The 14,727-nt window shown below is 64.3% G+C and carries 11 protein-coding genes; 10 read left to right on the top strand and 1 reads right to left on the bottom strand.

Annotated elements, in window-relative coordinates; genetic code table 11:
• Nucleotides 1-181 precede the first annotated feature (181 nt).
• The 7 genes from KKQ75_RS04735 to KKQ75_RS04705 all read left to right on the top strand — a co-directional run bounded on the left by KKQ75_RS04735 (nt 182) and on the right by KKQ75_RS04705 (nt 10,403).
• Nucleotides 182-3,055 carry a 2-oxoglutarate dehydrogenase E1 component gene (locus KKQ75_RS04735; protein ID WP_213360693.1) on the top strand — a complete coding sequence of 958 codons (2,874 nt, stop codon included), beginning with the start codon at nt 182-184 and terminating at the stop codon, nt 3,053-3,055.
• A 51-nt stretch (nt 3,056-3,106) separates the two neighbouring features.
• Entirely contained in the window at nt 3,107-4,366 is a 1,260-nt protein-coding gene (gene odhB, locus KKQ75_RS04730; protein WP_213360692.1) for a 2-oxoglutarate dehydrogenase complex dihydrolipoyllysine-residue succinyltransferase, read from the top strand.
• A 66-nt stretch (nt 4,367-4,432) separates the two neighbouring features.
• Entirely contained in the window at nt 4,433-5,860 is a 1,428-nt protein-coding gene (gene lpdA / locus KKQ75_RS04725; RefSeq protein WP_213360690.1) for a dihydrolipoyl dehydrogenase, read from the top strand.
• On the top strand, nt 5,860-6,978 hold the full coding sequence (gene zapE / locus KKQ75_RS04720) for a cell division protein ZapE (RefSeq protein WP_213360688.1): 1,119 nt from the start codon (nt 5,860-5,862) through the stop codon (nt 6,976-6,978). Before lpdA ends, zapE begins: the two co-directional genes overlap by 1 nt.
• A gap of 13 nt (nt 6,979-6,991) precedes the next feature.
• Nucleotides 6,992-7,525, top strand: a complete 534-nt coding sequence (locus tag KKQ75_RS04715) for a hypothetical protein (RefSeq protein WP_213360686.1) — start codon at nt 6,992-6,994, stop codon at nt 7,523-7,525.
• Nucleotides 7,526-7,584: 59 nt separating this feature from the next.
• Complete coding sequence (locus tag KKQ75_RS04710) at nt 7,585-8,292, top strand: enoyl-CoA hydratase-related protein (protein WP_213360684.1); 708 nt, start codon at nt 7,585-7,587, stop codon at nt 8,290-8,292.
• The gene (locus KKQ75_RS04705) at nt 8,292-10,403 is read left to right on the top strand and encodes an ATP-dependent DNA helicase (protein ID WP_213360682.1); all 2,112 of its coding nucleotides are present in this window, start codon (nt 8,292-8,294) and stop codon (nt 10,401-10,403) included. Before KKQ75_RS04710 ends, KKQ75_RS04705 begins: the two co-directional genes overlap by 1 nt.
• On the opposite strand, the gene KKQ75_RS04700 is transcribed toward KKQ75_RS04705, so the two are convergent.
• Nucleotides 10,404-11,234, bottom strand: coding sequence for an outer membrane protein assembly factor BamD (locus KKQ75_RS04700; protein WP_371686253.1), 831 nt, complete (start codon nt 11,232-11,234; stop codon nt 10,404-10,406).
• A gap of 187 nt (nt 11,235-11,421) precedes the next feature.
• Here KKQ75_RS04700 and KKQ75_RS04695 point away from each other — a divergent pair, with 187 nt between their 5' ends.
• The 3 genes from KKQ75_RS04695 (at nt 11,422) to KKQ75_RS04685 (ending at nt 14,597) form a co-directional block, all read left to right on the top strand.
• Nucleotides 11,422-12,456, top strand: a complete 1,035-nt coding sequence (locus tag KKQ75_RS04695; RefSeq protein WP_213360680.1) for an RluA family pseudouridine synthase — start codon at nt 11,422-11,424, stop codon at nt 12,454-12,456.
• Nucleotides 12,453-13,226 (top strand): SMC-Scp complex subunit ScpB, encoded by a 774-nt coding sequence (gene scpB, locus KKQ75_RS04690; protein WP_213360678.1) that lies wholly within the window; start codon nt 12,453-12,455, stop codon nt 13,224-13,226. The genes KKQ75_RS04695 and scpB overlap by 4 nt, the downstream gene beginning before the upstream one ends.
• A 165-nt stretch (nt 13,227-13,391) precedes the next feature.
• The gene (locus tag KKQ75_RS04685) at nt 13,392-14,597 is read left to right on the top strand and encodes a pseudouridine synthase (protein WP_213362676.1); all 1,206 of its coding nucleotides are present in this window, start codon (nt 13,392-13,394) and stop codon (nt 14,595-14,597) included.
• Nucleotides 14,598-14,727: the final 130 nt, after the last annotated feature.

Raw genomic sequence — 14,727 nt, 5'->3', positions numbered from 1 at the left:
TCAAACGGTGGCACAATACTCGCCTGACTCGTGAGGTTGCACTCCCCAGTTCGGCGCAACGCGTACGCGTTCCGCACATCCTTCCCAGTCACTGTCGCATCCGCCAACCGGTTCAGCCGTGTCGCGGAAGGTTTTCCCAACCAGCTAATGTGCCCTGCAGGGGCACGGAGGTAAGCGCAAGATGAGCGATTCATCGGTATTCAAAGCCTATCAGTCCAACACGTACCTGTTTGGCGGCAACGCCCCGTACGTGGAGGAAATGTACGAAAACTACCTGGCCAATCCCGGCAGCGTGCCGGACAGCTGGCGCGAGTATTTCGATAACCTGCAGCACCTGCCTGCGGTCGACGGAACCAACAGCCGCGACATTCCGCACATGCCGGTCATCAATGCGTTTGCCGAGCGCGCCAAGCAGGGTGGCACCCAGGTGGTGTTTGCCAACCCTGACGTGGAACTGGGCCGCAAGCGCACCGCCGCGCAGCAGTTGATTGCAGCCTATCGCAACTCCGGCACCCGCTGGGCCGATCTGGATCCGCTCAAGCGCAGCGAGCGTCCCAACATCCCCGAACTGGACCTGGCGTTCTACGATTTCTCCGATTCCGACCTGGAAACGGTGTTCAACACCAGCAATACCTTCTTCGGCAAGGAGCGCATGGCCCTGCGCGACCTGCTGAACGCCCTGCGTGAAACCTACTGCGGCACCATCGGCGCCGAATTCATGCACACCAGCGATTTCAACCAGAAGCGCTGGTGGCAGCAGAAGCTCGAATCCTCCCGCGGCAAGCCGCAGTTCAACACCGAGAAGAAGAAGCGCATCCTCGAGCGCCTGACCGCAGCCGAAGGCCTCGAGCGCTTCCTGCACACCAAGTACGTGGGCCAGAAGCGCTTCTCGCTGGAAGGCGGCGAGAGCTTCATCGTGGCCATGGACGAACTGATCAACCAGGCCGGCGCCAAGGGCGTGCAGGAAATCGTGATCGGCATGGCCCACCGCGGCCGCCTTAACGTGCTGGTCAACACCCTGGGCAAGATGCCGCGCGACCTGTTCGCAGAATTCGACCACACGGCTCCCGAAGACCTGCCCAGCGGCGACGTGAAATACCACCAGGGTTTCAGCTCCGACGTGTCCACCGAAGGTGGTCCGGTGCACCTGAGCCTGGCGTTCAACCCGTCCCACCTCGAAATCGTCAACCCCGTGGTGGAAGGCTCCGTACGCGCCCGCATGGACCGCCGCAAGGATCCCCAGGGCAAGCAGGTGCTGCCGGTGCTGGTGCACGGCGATGCGGCCTTTGCCGGCCAGGGCGTGGTCATGGAAACGCTGGCACTGGCCGAAACGCGTGGCTACCACACCGGTGGTACCGTGCATATCGTCATCAACAACCAGATTGGTTTCACCACTTCCGATCCGCGCGACAGCCGCTCGACGCTGTACTGCACCGACGTGGTCAAGATGATGGACATTCCGGTGCTGCACGTGAACGGCGACGATCCGGAAGCCGTGGCGCTGTGCATGCAGTGGGCCATGGAGTACCGCAGCGAGTTCCGCAAGGACGTGGTGCTGGACATCGTCTGCTACCGCAAACTGGGCCACAACGAGCAGGACACCCCCATGCTCACCCAGCCGCTGATGTACACCAAGATTGCCAAGCACCCCGGTACGCGCAAGCTGTACGCCGACAAGCTGGCTGCGCAGGGCATGGGCGAGACGCTGGGCGACGACATGGTCAAGGCCTACCGCGCTGCCATGGACGAAGGCCGCCACACGGTCGACCCGGTGCTCAGCCACTTCAAGAGCAAGTACGCAGTGGACTGGACGCCGTATCTGGACAAGAAATGGACCGATGCCGGCGACACCGCCATTCCCGTCACGGAATGGAAGCGTCTGGCCGAGCGCATCACCACGGTGCCGGAAAACTTCAACGTGCACCAGCTGGTCAAGAAGGTGCTGGATGACCGCGCGGCCATGGGCCGTGGCGACATCCCGGTGGACTGGGGCATGGGCGAGCACATGGCTTTTGCCTCCCTGTGCGCCAGCGGCTTCCCGGTGCGCCTGTCGGGCGAGGACTGCGGCCGCGGTACCTTCACGCACCGCCACGCCGTGCTGCACGACCAGAAGCGCGAGAAGTTCGACGAGGGCATCTACATCCCGCTGCAGAACATTTCCGAGAACCAGGCTCCGTTCGTCGTGATCGACTCCATCCTGTCCGAAGAGGCGGTGCTGGGCTTCGAATACGGCTACGCTTCCAACGACCCGCAGTCGCTGGTGATCTGGGAAGCCCAGTTCGGCGACTTCGCCAACGGTGCCCAGGTGGTGATCGACCAGTTCATCGCTTCCGGTGAAGTGAAGTGGGGCCGCATCAACGGCATCACGCTGATGCTGCCGCACGGCTACGAAGGCCAGGGTCCCGAGCACAGCTCGGCCCGTCTGGAACGCTTCATGCAGCTGGCCGCAGACGCCAACATGCAGATCGTGCAGCCGACCACGGCCAGCCAGATCTTCCACGTGCTGCGTCGCCAGATGGTGCGCAATCTGCGCAAGCCGCTGATCATCATGACGCCCAAGTCGCTGCTGCGCAACAAGGATGCCACTTCTCCGTTGTCCGAGTTCACCAAGGGCGGCTTCCAGACCGTCATCCCCGAGCAGAACGCCGACGTGCAGAACAAGGCCGACAAGGTCAAGCGCGTGCTGGTGTGCTCCGGCAAGGTGTACTACGACCTGGTCAAGAAGCGTGAAGAGCGCAAGGACAACGACGTCGCCATCCTGCGTGTGGAACAGCTCTATCCGTTCCCGCACAAGGCTTTCTCGACAGAACTCAAGAAGTACCCCAACTGCCAGGAAGTGGTGTGGTGCCAGGACGAGCCGCAGAACCAGGGTGCCTGGTTCTTCGTGCAGCACTCGATTTTCGAGAACATGGCTCCCGGCCAGAAGCTGGGCTACTCCGGTCGTGCTGCCTCTGCCTCCCCGGCAGTGGGTTATGCGCACCTGCACCAGGACCAGCAGAAATCGCTGGTCGAAGGTGCCTTCGCCCGCCTGAAAGGCTTCGTGCTGACCCGCTGATGGGCCCGCCGCTGGTAATTACTTCAAAGATTCAAGAGAAAGAACAAAATCATGGCTATCGTAGATGTCAAAGTTCCGCAGCTGTCCGAATCCGTTGCCGAGGCAACGATGCTGCAGTGGAAGAAAAAACCCGGCGAGGCCGTCGCCGTTGATGAAATCCTGATCGAGATCGAGACCGACAAGGTCGTGCTCGAGGTGCCTGCGCCCGCTGGCGGTGTGCTGGCCGAGATCATCGAGCAGGACGGTGCCACGGTCACTGCCGAACAGCTGATCGCCCGCATCGATACCGAAGGCGTGGCGGGCGCCGCTCCGGCGGCTGCAGCCCCTGCGGCCGCTGCTCCGGCAGCCCCGGCTGCAGCGCCTGCGGCTCCGGCTGCCACCGGCGGCAGCATGGCCGGCGTGGCCATGCCCGCAGCAGCCAAGCTGATGGCTGACAACAACCTGGCCGCTGGCTCCGTGCCGGGTACCGGCAAGGATGGCCGCGTGACCAAGGGCGACGTGCTGGGTGCCGTTGCCGGTGGTGCCAAGGCGGCTCCGGCTGCCGTCATTCCCACGGGCGTGCCGACTTCCGCGCTGCCGCAGGCTGCCGCTCCCGCTCCCAATCTGGGCGACCGTCCGGAACAGCGCGTGCCGATGACCCGCCTGCGTGCACGCGTGGCCGAGCGTCTGCTGCAGTCCCAGTCCACCAACGCCATCCTGACCACCTTCAACGAGGTGAACATGGCGCCCGTGATGGAAATGCGCAAGAAGTTCCAGGAGAAGTTCGAGAAGGAACACGGCGTCAAGCTGGGCTTCATGAGCTTCTTCGTCAAGGCTGCCGTGGCCGCGCTGAAGAAGTACCCGGTGCTGAATGCCTCCGTGGACGGTAACGACATCGTCTACCACGGCTACTTCGACATCGGTATCGCCGTGGGCAGCCCGCGCGGTCTGGTGGTGCCGATCATCCGCAATGCGGACCAGATGAGCTTCGCCGACATCGAGAAGAAAATCGCCGAGTTCGGCACCAAGGCCAAGGACGGCAAGCTGGGCATCGAAGAGATGACCGGCGGTACCTTCTCCATCTCCAACGGTGGCGTGTTCGGTTCCATGATGTCGACCCCGATCATCAACCCGCCGCAGTCCGCCATTCTGGGCGTGCACGCCACCAAGGACCGTGCCGTCGTCGAGAACGGCCAGATCGTGGTGCGTCCGATGAACTATCTGGCCATGTCCTATGACCACCGCATCATCGACGGCCGCGAAGCCGTGCTGGGTCTGGTCACCATGAAGGAAGCGCTGGAAGATCCGGCTCGCCTGCTGTTCGACATCTAAGCCATTGCATGGCATCAAACGGGTGGCACTGCCGCCCGTTTTTGTAATTGATCAAAGGATTTCATCATGTCCCAACAATTCGACGTCGTCGTCATCGGTGCCGGCCCCGGCGGTTACATTGCAGCCATCCGCGCGGCACAACTCGGCAAGAAGGTGGCCTGTATCGACGAATGGAAAAACGCCAAGGGCGGTGCTGCCCCCGGCGGCACCTGCACCAACGTGGGCTGCATCCCGTCCAAGGCGCTGCTGCAGAGCTCCGAGCATTACGAGCATGCCGCGCACCACTTCGCCGACCACGGCATCTCCGTCAAGGGCCTGTCCATGGACGTGGCCAAGATGATTGCCCGCAAGGACGAGGTGGTCAAGCAGAACAACGACGGCATCCTGTACCTGTTCAAGAAGAACAAGGTCACCTTCTTCCACGGCCGCGGCTCCTTCGTGAAGGCCGTCGAGGGTGGCTACGAAGTCAAGGTCTCCGGCGAGAAGGAAGAGGTCATCACCGGTCAGCACGTGATCGTGGCCACCGGCTCCAACGCCCGTCCGCTGCCGCAGGCTCCGTTCGATGAAGAGAACATCCTGTCCAACGACGGCGCGCTGCGCATCGGCGCCGCTCCCAAGAAGCTGGCCGTGATCGGTTCCGGCGTGATCGGCCTGGAAATGGGTTCCGTGTGGCGCCGCCTGGGTGCCGACGTGACGATCCTCGAAGGCCTGCCCACGTTCCTGGGCGCAGTCGACGAGCAGATCGCCAAGGAGGCCAAGAAGGCCTTTGACAAGCAGGGCCTGAAAATCGAGCTGGGCGTGCAGGTCGGTGACATCACCACCGGCAAGAAGGGCGTGAGCATCGCCTACAAGAACGCCAAGGGCGAAGACCAGAAGCTGGAAGCCGACAAGCTGATCGTGTCGATCGGCCGCGTGCCCAATACCAACGGTCTGAACCCCGAAGCCGTGGGCCTGCAGCTGGACGAGCGCGGTGCCATCGTCGTGGACGGCGATTGCAAATCCAATCTGCCCAATGTGTGGGCAGTGGGTGATGTGGTGCGTGGCCCCATGCTGGCGCACAAGGCAGAGGAAGAGGGCGTTGCCGTGGCCGAGCGCATTGCCGGCCAGCACGGTCACGTCGACTTCGCTCTGGTGCCCTGGGTCATCTACACCAGCCCCGAAATCGCCTGGGTCGGCCGTACCGAGCAGCAGCTCAAGGCCGACGGCGTGGCCTACAAGGCCGGCACCTTCCCGTTCATGGCCAACGGCCGTGCGCGTGCGCTGGGTGATACCACCGGCATGGTGAAGTTCCTGGCCGATGCCACCACCGATGAAATCCTGGGCGTGCACATCGTCGGCCCGATGGCTTCCGAACTGATCGCCGAGGCCTGCGTCGCCATGGCCTTCCGCGCCAGCAGCGAAGACATCGCCCGCATCTGCCATGCTCACCCGAGCCTGAGCGAATCCACCAAGGAAGCGGCGCTGGCCGTCGACAAGCGCACGCTGAACTTCTGATGACCGCTGCGTTGAAGGACGGACCAGTCGCGCGCGTGTACCAGCGGGAGCTGGCCGCGCGCGGCTTCCAGAGTGATCCGGCACAGCTCCGCGCCATTGCGGCGCTGGAGCGCTGTGCCCATGAGTGGACCCATTACAAGAGCAAGCGTTCGAGCAAGCTCAAGAAGATGTTCAACAACCCGCCGATTCCGCGCGGGGTGTACATGTATGGCGGCGTGGGGCGCGGCAAGAGCTTCCTGATGGACTGCTTCTTCGAGGCCGTGCCGATCAAGCGCAAGACGCGCCTGCATTTCCACGAATTCATGCGCGAGGTGCATCGCGAACTCGGCAAGCTGCAGGGCACCGAGAACCCGCTGGACGCACTCGGCAAGCAGATGGCCAGGCGCTTCAAGCTGATCTGCTTCGACGAATTCCACGTGGCCGACGTGACCGATGCCATGATCCTGCACCGCCTGCTGGTGGCGCTGTTCGAGAATGGTGTGGGCTTTGTCACCACCTCCAACTTCAAGCCGGACGACCTCTATCCGAACGGCCTGCACCGCGACCGCATCCTGCCCGCCATTGCCTTGCTGAACGAACGGCTGGAAGTGCTGAACGTGGACAACGGCACCGACTACCGCCAGCGTACGCTGGAAAAGCTGCATCTGTACCTCACGCCGCTCACGCCCGAGACCGATGCAGAATTGAATGCTGCGTTCGAAAAGCTGGTGACCGGCAAGGACGAGGAGCCCGTATTCCATCTGGCTTCGCGCCAGATTCAGGCGCGCCGCCGTGCCGGCGACGTGATCTGGTTCGACTTCCGCGAACTGTGTGGCAAACCGTGCTCGCAAAACGATTACCTCGAGATCGCGACCGAGTTCCAGACCGTGGTGCTGTCCGGCGTGCCCGAGATGAACGAAAGCATGGCCTCGATTGCACGCCGTTTCACCTTGCTGGTAGACGTGCTGTACGATAGGCGGGTAAAACTCATGATCTCCGCGGCCGTGCCGCCGGCGCAGCTCTACACCAAGGGCATGCTGGCACATGAATTCGTGCGCACCGTATCCCGTCTGGAAGAAATGCAGTCGGCCGAATACCTCGCGCTCGAGCACCGTGCGGTAGATATCACCCTGACCTGAGGCATTTTCCTGCATGCATTGTTTTTGGCATATCCCGGCCCGCTCCTGCCTGGCAGCATTCGGGCTGGTTGCGCTGGCCTTTCTCGCTGGCTGTACGCCGCCCAAGCTGCCCAGCCTGCAGCCAACGGTGGAAGAGGTTCCCTTCCTGGGCCAGCAACTGACCCAGGAGCAGATCGCCGAATGGCGTGACAAGGTGGCGCAGCGCCGCCAGGCCATCGAAGCCCGCCATGCGGCCGAGAAGGTGGAGTGCTACCAGCGCTTTTTCGTGAACCGCTGCATTGCCGAGAGTCGAAGCACCTATCGTATGGAGGCGAGCGTGCTGCGCAAGCAGGATCTGGAGCTCAATCGCCAGGAGCGGCTGCTCAAGGAAATCGACCGTCAGCTGCGCATCCAGCAGAACGCGCAGGATGCAGCAGGGGCGGCGGCCGAGGTAACGGCCGTACCTGCATCCGCTCCCGCACCCATTGGCGCGGCTGTTGCCCCGGCACGGACTTCTGCTTTTGCCGCAGCTCCCGCCAGTACGCGCTCACCCATGCCGGCAAAATAACAGGCCGCCCGTCCGTTGCAGAGGCAAAATCCCCTCACATCCACCATCCCGCCTGCCCCATGGCCGATATCACGACCCACTACCAGGACCACACGCTGCTGATCCGGATCAGCGACACCCTCCATGCGCCTTCGGCGGGAGAGCTTTTCGTCAACTTGGTCGAGATCCTGAGCGAGGCAGAGCGCAGCGAGGAGGTGCGCAGCATCGTGCTGACAGGCCATCAGGGATTTCTGCGCTCGCTGGCATTGCCTTCCGGTTTGCCGGCGCAGGAGGCGCAGGCCTGGGTCGAGGGATGGCATACCGTCCTCGAAACGGTGGATACCGGCACCCGGCCGGTGGTGGCAGCGCTTGAGGGCGAGGTGTCTGCCATGGGCTTTGCCCTGGCACTGGCCTGCGAGCGCGTGGTGGTGAGCCGCTCCATGCGTCTGGTGCAGGAGCCGGGGCAGCATGGCCTGGGTTCCGGTCTGAGCTGGTTTCTGGGCCAGCACCTGCCGCAATCGCTGGCCAGCCAGTTGCTGTTGGGCAGCGCGGCACGTATCCAGCCGGAGCAGTTGCTGCAGGCAGGCCTGATCGGCATGCTGGTGGGGCAGGGCGAGGCTCTGGATCATGCGCTGGCGGATGCTGCACACCTCAATCGCCATGCCGCACAAACCGTGCAACTGGCGCGCGAGTTGCTGCGGCAGGCGCCGCTGCAGTCGCTGCATGCCCAGCTGGAAGCCGAGCGCCAGCTGTTGTGGAAGCTGCAGCGCCAGTCTCCGATCAGTTGATGTCCAGTCTTCAGGATCAGGTTCATCACGAGCCTCCTCAGACAGTGCCGGCGAGCGCACTCGAGCAGCAAGTCATCGAGTTTTTTGCGCCCGGCGGCGCGCTGGCCCAGCACGACCCCTACTACCGCGAACGTAGCGGCCAGTTGCGCATGGCACTGGCGGTGGCGCGCGCGATTGCCGGGCACGATGCACTGGTGGTCGAGGCGGGAACCGGCGTCGGCAAGACCTTTGCCTATCTGGTCCCTGCGCTGTTGGCCGGCGAGCGCGTGCTGGTATCGACGGCGACCAAGACCCTGCAGGACCAGCTGTTCACCCGCGATCTGCCGTATCTGGCCAATCTGCTCGGGCTGCCCTTGCGCCTGGCCTTGCTGAAAGGGCGGGGCAGCTACCTTTGCCTGCACCGGCTGCAGCAGGCGCGGCACAGCGTGCTGCGTTCGGACGGCGTCCTGCTGCACACCATCAGCCGCATCGAGCGTTTCGCCCAGGTCACGCGCACGGGCGACCTGTCCGAACTGGAAGGGCTGGATGAGCGTTCTCCAGCCATTCCGCTGGTTACCTCCACCCGCGAAAACTGCCTGGGCAGCTCCTGCGAGCACTTCCGGCAATGCCATGTCAACGTGGCGCGGCGCGAGGCTCTGGCAGCGGACGTGGTGGTGGTCAACCACCATCTGTTCTTCGCCGATCTGGCGGTGCGTGAATCGGGCATGGCCGAGTTGCTGCCGTCCGTGCATACGGTGATCTTTGACGAGGCGCACCAACTCAACGAAATTGGCACGCAGTTCATGGGCATGCAGCTGGGCAGCAGCCATTTGCTGGACCTTTGCCGCGACATGCTCGCCACCGGCATGCAGTCGGCGCGCGGGCTGGCGGACTGGCAGACGCTGGCGCGCCAGCTGGAGCATGCGGTGCGCGAACTGCGCCTGGTAGTGGGGCAACGGCCCGCCGGCACCAAGCTGCGCTGGACCGAGCCGGTGCCCGACACCCTGAATCCGGACGAGTGGCCGGGCGCCTTGCGTGCAGTACGTGCGGCGCTGGAGGATGCCGCTGCATCGCTGGACATGATGTCGGAGCTGGGTCCGGACTTCGTGCGCCTGCACCAGCGCGCCACGTCCATGCAGGAGCGCATCGACCTGTTCCAGCAACCCTGCCCGCCGGACGCGGTGCGCTGGGTGGATGTGTCAGCCCAGTTGCGTCTGGTGCAATCGCCGCTGGATATTGCAGAAACGGTGCGTACGCGGATGCTGAAACGGGGCGCCAGCATCAAGCAGGATTCAGCCTGGGACGAAGTTGAAAAAAATCATGAAGAATTGCCAGTAAGACAGGATAGGGCCTGGATTTTTACCTCTGCAACCCTGGGTGACGAGCCTCAGTTGCGCTGGTTTACCGAGCCTTGCGGCATGGGCGATGTCGCCACGCTGCAGGTCGAAAGTCCGTTCGCCTATGCCACGCATGCCGGGGTGCATGTGCCCGGCGATTTTCCCTTGCCGAATGCGCCGGATCACCCGACTGCCGTGGCAGGACTGGTTGCCGACGCTGCCGGCCAGCTCGGTGGTCGCACCCTGGTGCTCACCACTACCTTGCGCAGTCTGCGCCTGATTGGCGAAGCCCTGCGTCGCCATTTCGAAGGCAAGGACAGTATCGAGGTGCTGGTGCAGGGCGAATCCACCAAGCGCCGTCTGATCGAGCGCTTCCGCCAGGGGGATGACGAGGGCAGGCTGCCGGGTTGCATCCTGGTGGCTTCGGCCTCGTTCTGGGAAGGGGTGGATGTGCCGGGCGACGGCCTGCAACTGGTGGTGATCGACAAGCTGCCATTTCCGCCGCCGCAGGATCCGCTGGTGGAGGCGCGATCGCGCCGGCTGGAGCTGGAGGGGCGCAGCCCGTTCCGCGATTATTTCCTGCCTGAAACCGCCGTCATGCTCAAGCAGGGGGCAGGGCGCCTGATCCGGCGCGAGAACGATACGGGCGTACTGGTGGTGTGCGACCGGCGTCTGCTGCAGATGAGTTACGGCAAGCGCCTGCTCAAGGCCTTGCCGCCGATGCGCCTGCTGGCCAGCAGGGCGGAGCTGGATGCCGTGCTGCAGGAACTGGCCTGCAGGCACGGCCAGGACTGATTACCAGAGCTTCCAGAAGGACTTGCGCTCGGCCTTGTAGCCCTTCTCGAGGTAGCGGCTCTCGGGGAAGTTCTGCGCCAGCACGCGCTGGGCATCGTCACGCGGCTGCTCCAGGCCGAGGCGGTCGTAGGAGCTCATCAGGATGGCCAGTGCTTCTTCCTGGGCCGGCGTGCCCTGGTAGTTGCTGATGGTGGATTGCGCACGGTTGATGGCGGCCACATAGGCGCCGCGCTTGAAGTAGTAGGAGGCAATCGCCACCTCCGACTTGGCCATGGCGTTGACGATGTAGGTCATGCGCTTGCGGGCATCGGCCGCATAGCGGGAATCCGGGAAGCGCGTGACCAGCTCGCGGAAGGCCTCGAAGGAGTCCTTGGCGGCCTGCATGTCGCGCTCGGCCAGATCCTGCGTGCTCAGGAAGGTCAGCCAGCCTTCCTTGTTGTTGAAGTTGACCACACCCTTCATGTACATGGCGTAATCGAGTGCCGGGCTGGAGGGGTTGAGGCGGATGAAACGGTCCAGCGTGGCACTGGCCTCGGCGATGTCGCCGTTCTGGAACTGGGCGTAGGCCTTTTCCAGCTGGGCCTGCTGTGCCAAGGGGGTGCCGGCGGCGCGGCCTTCGAGCACGTCGTACAGGGGGATGGCCTGCTCGAAGCCGCCCGAGTTGCTCTCGCTGCGGGCTTCGCTGTAGATCTTGTTGGGGCTCCAGCTGGAGGTTTTTTCCTGCAGCGTGGGCGGTGCGGAGCATGCGGACAGCAGCACTGCCATGCAGCCGGCGAGCAGGGCCGGGCTGTAAACGCGGGATAATGGACCGGTACGCATTGTTTTTTGCATGGAATAGGGCTCTGTGGCAGTCAAGTACTCGAAAGATTATAGCCAGCTCCCTGTCACTGCTAAGCCATGAATTTGCAAGCGTTTGCGGCACTGCTCCGGCACGGTTCGGCAGCTTGCCGGCGAGCGCGCTGTGCGGGCGGATTCCATGCCCGGAGGACCCATTCCCTTGCTTCCCGATTCCCCTGAAATGGTCGATGACACCCTGTTGGCCGATGCCGCGGCGGCCGATGAGTCCGCGCTCGAGGCCGACGATGAAACCCGTGAGCTGATGGTCGACGCGGCCGGCAACGGCCAGCGGCTGGACCGCTTTCTGGCCGGTGCCGTTGCCGAGTTTTCGCGCAGCTATCTGCAGCAACTGATCGAGGCAGGCCTGCTGACCCGCAATGGCCAGCCCTGCAGCAAGGCCGCGACCAAGCTGCGGGCGGGCGACCGGTTGGCGCTGGTGCTGCGCGCCACGGCACAGTCGCAGGCCTTTGTGGCGCAGGACATTCCGCTCGACATCGTCCATGAAGACGCGCATCTGGTCATCATCAACAAGCCGGCAGGTATGGTGGTGCATCCGGCGGCCGGCAACTGGAGCGGCACCTTGCTCAATGCCTTGCTGCACCGCTATGCGGAAGCAGCTCAGGTGCCGCGCGCGGGCATCGTGCACCGGCTCGACAAGGACACAAGCGGGTTGATGGTGGTAGCCCGCGACCGCAGCACGATGGACCAGCTGGTGCAGCAGATTGCGGCACGCGAAGTCGGGCGCGAATACTGGGCGATAGGCCAGGGGCACTGGAAACGCGGGTCGGAGCAGGCCTGCAGCGTCGATGCCGCCATCGGCCGCGATCCGCGCAACCGGCTGCGCATGGCTGTGGTGGATCTGGCGCACCAGTCCGGCAAGACCGCGCGTACCGACATCACGCTCGTCGGCAACAGCACCACCGGCGGCGCACCGGCCTGCTGGGTGCAGTGCAAGCTGCACACCGGGCGTACACACCAGATCCGCGTGCACATGCAGCATCTGGGGCATCCGCTGCTGGGCGATGCCACCTATGGCGGTGCGCAGGCCTGGGGCATGCAGCGTCAGGCCTTGCATGCCTTCCGGCTTTCGCTGCGGCATCCCGTTACGGGGCAGCCCTTACAATGCGTGGCGCCGCTGCCTGCCGACATGCACGATGCCCTGCAGGCCATGGGGCTGCCGCCGCAGGCGCCTGCATTCTTTCCTGTCCAGCCATGAACTCCGCGCAAGCCAAACGCATCCTCGAGACCGCCTTGATCTGCGCACAGCAGCCCCTGACGCTGCGCGACATGCGCACGCTGTTCGAGGACGCGCTGGGCGCCGATACGCTGCGCCAGCTGCTGCACGAGCTGGCGCAGGAGTGGGAGCAGAAGGGCGTGGAACTGGTGTGCGTCTCGAGCGGCTGGCGTTTCCAGAGCCGACCGGAAATGCGCCCCTTTCTCGATCGCCTGCACCCGGAAAAGCCGCCACGCTACACGCGCGCCACTCTGGAAACACTGGCCATCATTGCCTATCGCCAGCCGGTAACGCGCGGCGATATCGAGGATATCCGCGGTGTGACGGTCAACTCGCAACTGATCAAGCAACTGGAAGACCGCGGCTGGGTCGAAACCATCGGCTACCGTGAAACGGCCGGCCGTCCCGGCCTGCTCGCCACCACGCGCCAGTTTCTGGACGACCTGGGTCTCGCCTCGCTGGACCAGCTCCCCGCGCTCGAGGATATTGACCAGGGCGCCGTGTTTGCCCAGCTCGAATCTCTGGAAACCCCGTTGCCGCTCGAAGAGCCAGCTGCCACCGAGACAGCCGAATCCATCCCCGCTGTGGCGGCCACGCCAACCGGGGCTGCATCGGAAACCCCGGCAGTTGCCCCGCAGCCCGATGCAGGCGACAATACGCCATCGCACCATTCAGCAGTTCCGACGCCGGACGGCATGCCCGTCGCGTCTGATTCTCCCGATTCCGGGACGACTGGCTCCGGGCCGGTCTGATACGTTTTTCCTGCAGCTTCCTGCCAGACTTCGTACTTCTATCTCGGGCCTTGCCCATACTTTCTGCATGACCCGGCCGGATTTTCCGTGCCTTGCCAGTCCTGTTTTTCATCGACCGTCCACGCGGCCCATGCCCGTGCAGACCTGTTTTCCCTTGCCATGACCATGACCTCCAGTTCTTCGCAACATCCCGATCCGCAACCGAAGGAGGAGGGCGATCACGTTCCGGCTCCATCCGGCAAGACATCCGGGCAACCTGAAGACCTGTTCGCCGCCGTCGTCTCCGGCGAGTTTGACAGCGGCGATGAAGGCGAGGCCGAACGCCCCGCCAAGCGCGTGCTGCTGCCCCAGCCCGACGCTCCCAAGCTGCACAAGGTGCTGGCACAGGCCGGCCTGGGTTCGCGCCTGGAAATGGAGCAGCTGATCACCGAAGGCCGCATCTCCGTCAACAACGAGCCGGCCCACGTCGGCCAGCGCATCCAGTTCGGCGACGTCGTCAAGATCAACGGCAAACCGATCCGCTTGCGCATTGCGCCCCCGCCGCCGCGCGTGATCGCCTACCACAAGCCGGTGGGCGAGCTGGTCACGCACGACGATCCGCAGAACCGTCCCACGGTGTTCCGCAAGCTGCCGCGCCTGCCGCAGGGCAAGTGGCAATCGGTCGGCCGTCTGGACCTGAACACCGAAGGCCTGCTGCTGATCACCAGTTCCGGCGAGTTGGCCAACCAGCTGATGCACCCGCGTTTCGGCCTGCAGCGCGAGTACGCCGTGCGCGTGCTTGGTGCCCTGACCGACGAAGAAAAGCAGACCCTGCTCGACGGCGTGCAGCTGGAAGACGGCATGGCGCAGTTCGGCAGCATCGAGGAAGGTGGCGGTGAAGGCGCCAACTGCTGGTACCGCGTGACCATCTCCGAAGGCCGCAACCGCGAGGTGCGCCGCATGTTCGAGGCCGTTGGCCACGCGGTGAGCCGCCTGATCCGTATCCGCTACGGCGCCATGGCTCTGCCGCGCAATCTGCGCCGCGGCCACTGGATCGAGCTGGGCGATCGCGACATCAAGGCCCTGATGGCCATGGTGGGCATGAAGGACCCCGGCCGGGCGATTCAGGAACGCCAGGAAGTGCAGACGCGCCGCCGCAGTCCCGACCGGGGCGGTGCCGGCAAGAAGCGCCCCTCGCTGCCAGCCGGGCCTGCGCGTGCCAGCGCGCCGCGCCGCAGCCCGCGTTCTTCCACGCAACAGCAGCAGCCCGATCCGATGCAGACGTCTTTCGGCTACATGGATGGCCGCGGCGCCAGCCGTGGCGGCAAGGGTGGCGGTGGCCGCAGCGCTCCCGGCGGCTGGATGGGCCAAGGCAGCAAGCGCCGCAAGTAATCCCCAATCCGTGGCGCAAGTCCCGTGCTTTGGCTCTTGCGCGCGCTAAAATGCAATGTTTGCAGATGCAGGGTGGCAGAAGCCGCCGTGCCCGCGCAAATCCCATACGAATCCTCATAACCGACCCACA

It is taken from the genome of Brachymonas denitrificans (genome assembly GCF_907163135.1).
In the GTDB taxonomy this organism is placed as follows: domain Bacteria; phylum Pseudomonadota; class Gammaproteobacteria; order Burkholderiales; family Burkholderiaceae_C; genus Brachymonas; species Brachymonas denitrificans_A.
Note: the sequence above shows the minus strand (reverse complement) of the source record. Positions and strands in the feature narration are given on the sequence as shown.

Excerpts from the sequence above, each read along its gene's own strand:
- KKQ75_RS04715 (WP_213360686.1), top strand. The coding sequence starts at position 6,992 with ATGCATTGTTTTTGGCATATCCCGGCCCGCTCCTGCCTGGCAGCATTC.
- zapE (WP_213360688.1), top strand. The coding sequence starts at position 5,860 with ATGACCGCTGCGTTGAAGGACGGACCAGTCGCGCGCGTGTACCAGCGG.
- KKQ75_RS04700 (WP_371686253.1), bottom strand. The coding sequence starts at position 11,234 with ATGCAAAAAACAATGCGTACCGGTCCATTATCCCGCGTTTACAGCCCG.
- KKQ75_RS04685 (WP_213362676.1), top strand. The coding sequence starts at position 13,392 with ATGACCTCCAGTTCTTCGCAACATCCCGATCCGCAACCGAAGGAGGAG.
- KKQ75_RS04695 (WP_213360680.1), top strand. The coding sequence starts at position 11,422 with ATGGTCGATGACACCCTGTTGGCCGATGCCGCGGCGGCCGATGAGTCC.
- lpdA (WP_213360690.1), top strand. The coding sequence starts at position 4,433 with ATGTCCCAACAATTCGACGTCGTCGTCATCGGTGCCGGCCCCGGCGGT.
- scpB (WP_213360678.1), top strand. The coding sequence starts at position 12,453 with ATGAACTCCGCGCAAGCCAAACGCATCCTCGAGACCGCCTTGATCTGC.
- odhB (WP_213360692.1), top strand. The coding sequence starts at position 3,107 with ATGGCTATCGTAGATGTCAAAGTTCCGCAGCTGTCCGAATCCGTTGCC.
- KKQ75_RS04705 (WP_213360682.1), top strand. The coding sequence starts at position 8,292 with ATGTCCAGTCTTCAGGATCAGGTTCATCACGAGCCTCCTCAGACAGTG.
- KKQ75_RS04735 (WP_213360693.1), top strand. The coding sequence starts at position 182 with ATGAGCGATTCATCGGTATTCAAAGCCTATCAGTCCAACACGTACCTG.
- KKQ75_RS04710 (WP_213360684.1), top strand. The coding sequence starts at position 7,585 with ATGGCCGATATCACGACCCACTACCAGGACCACACGCTGCTGATCCGG.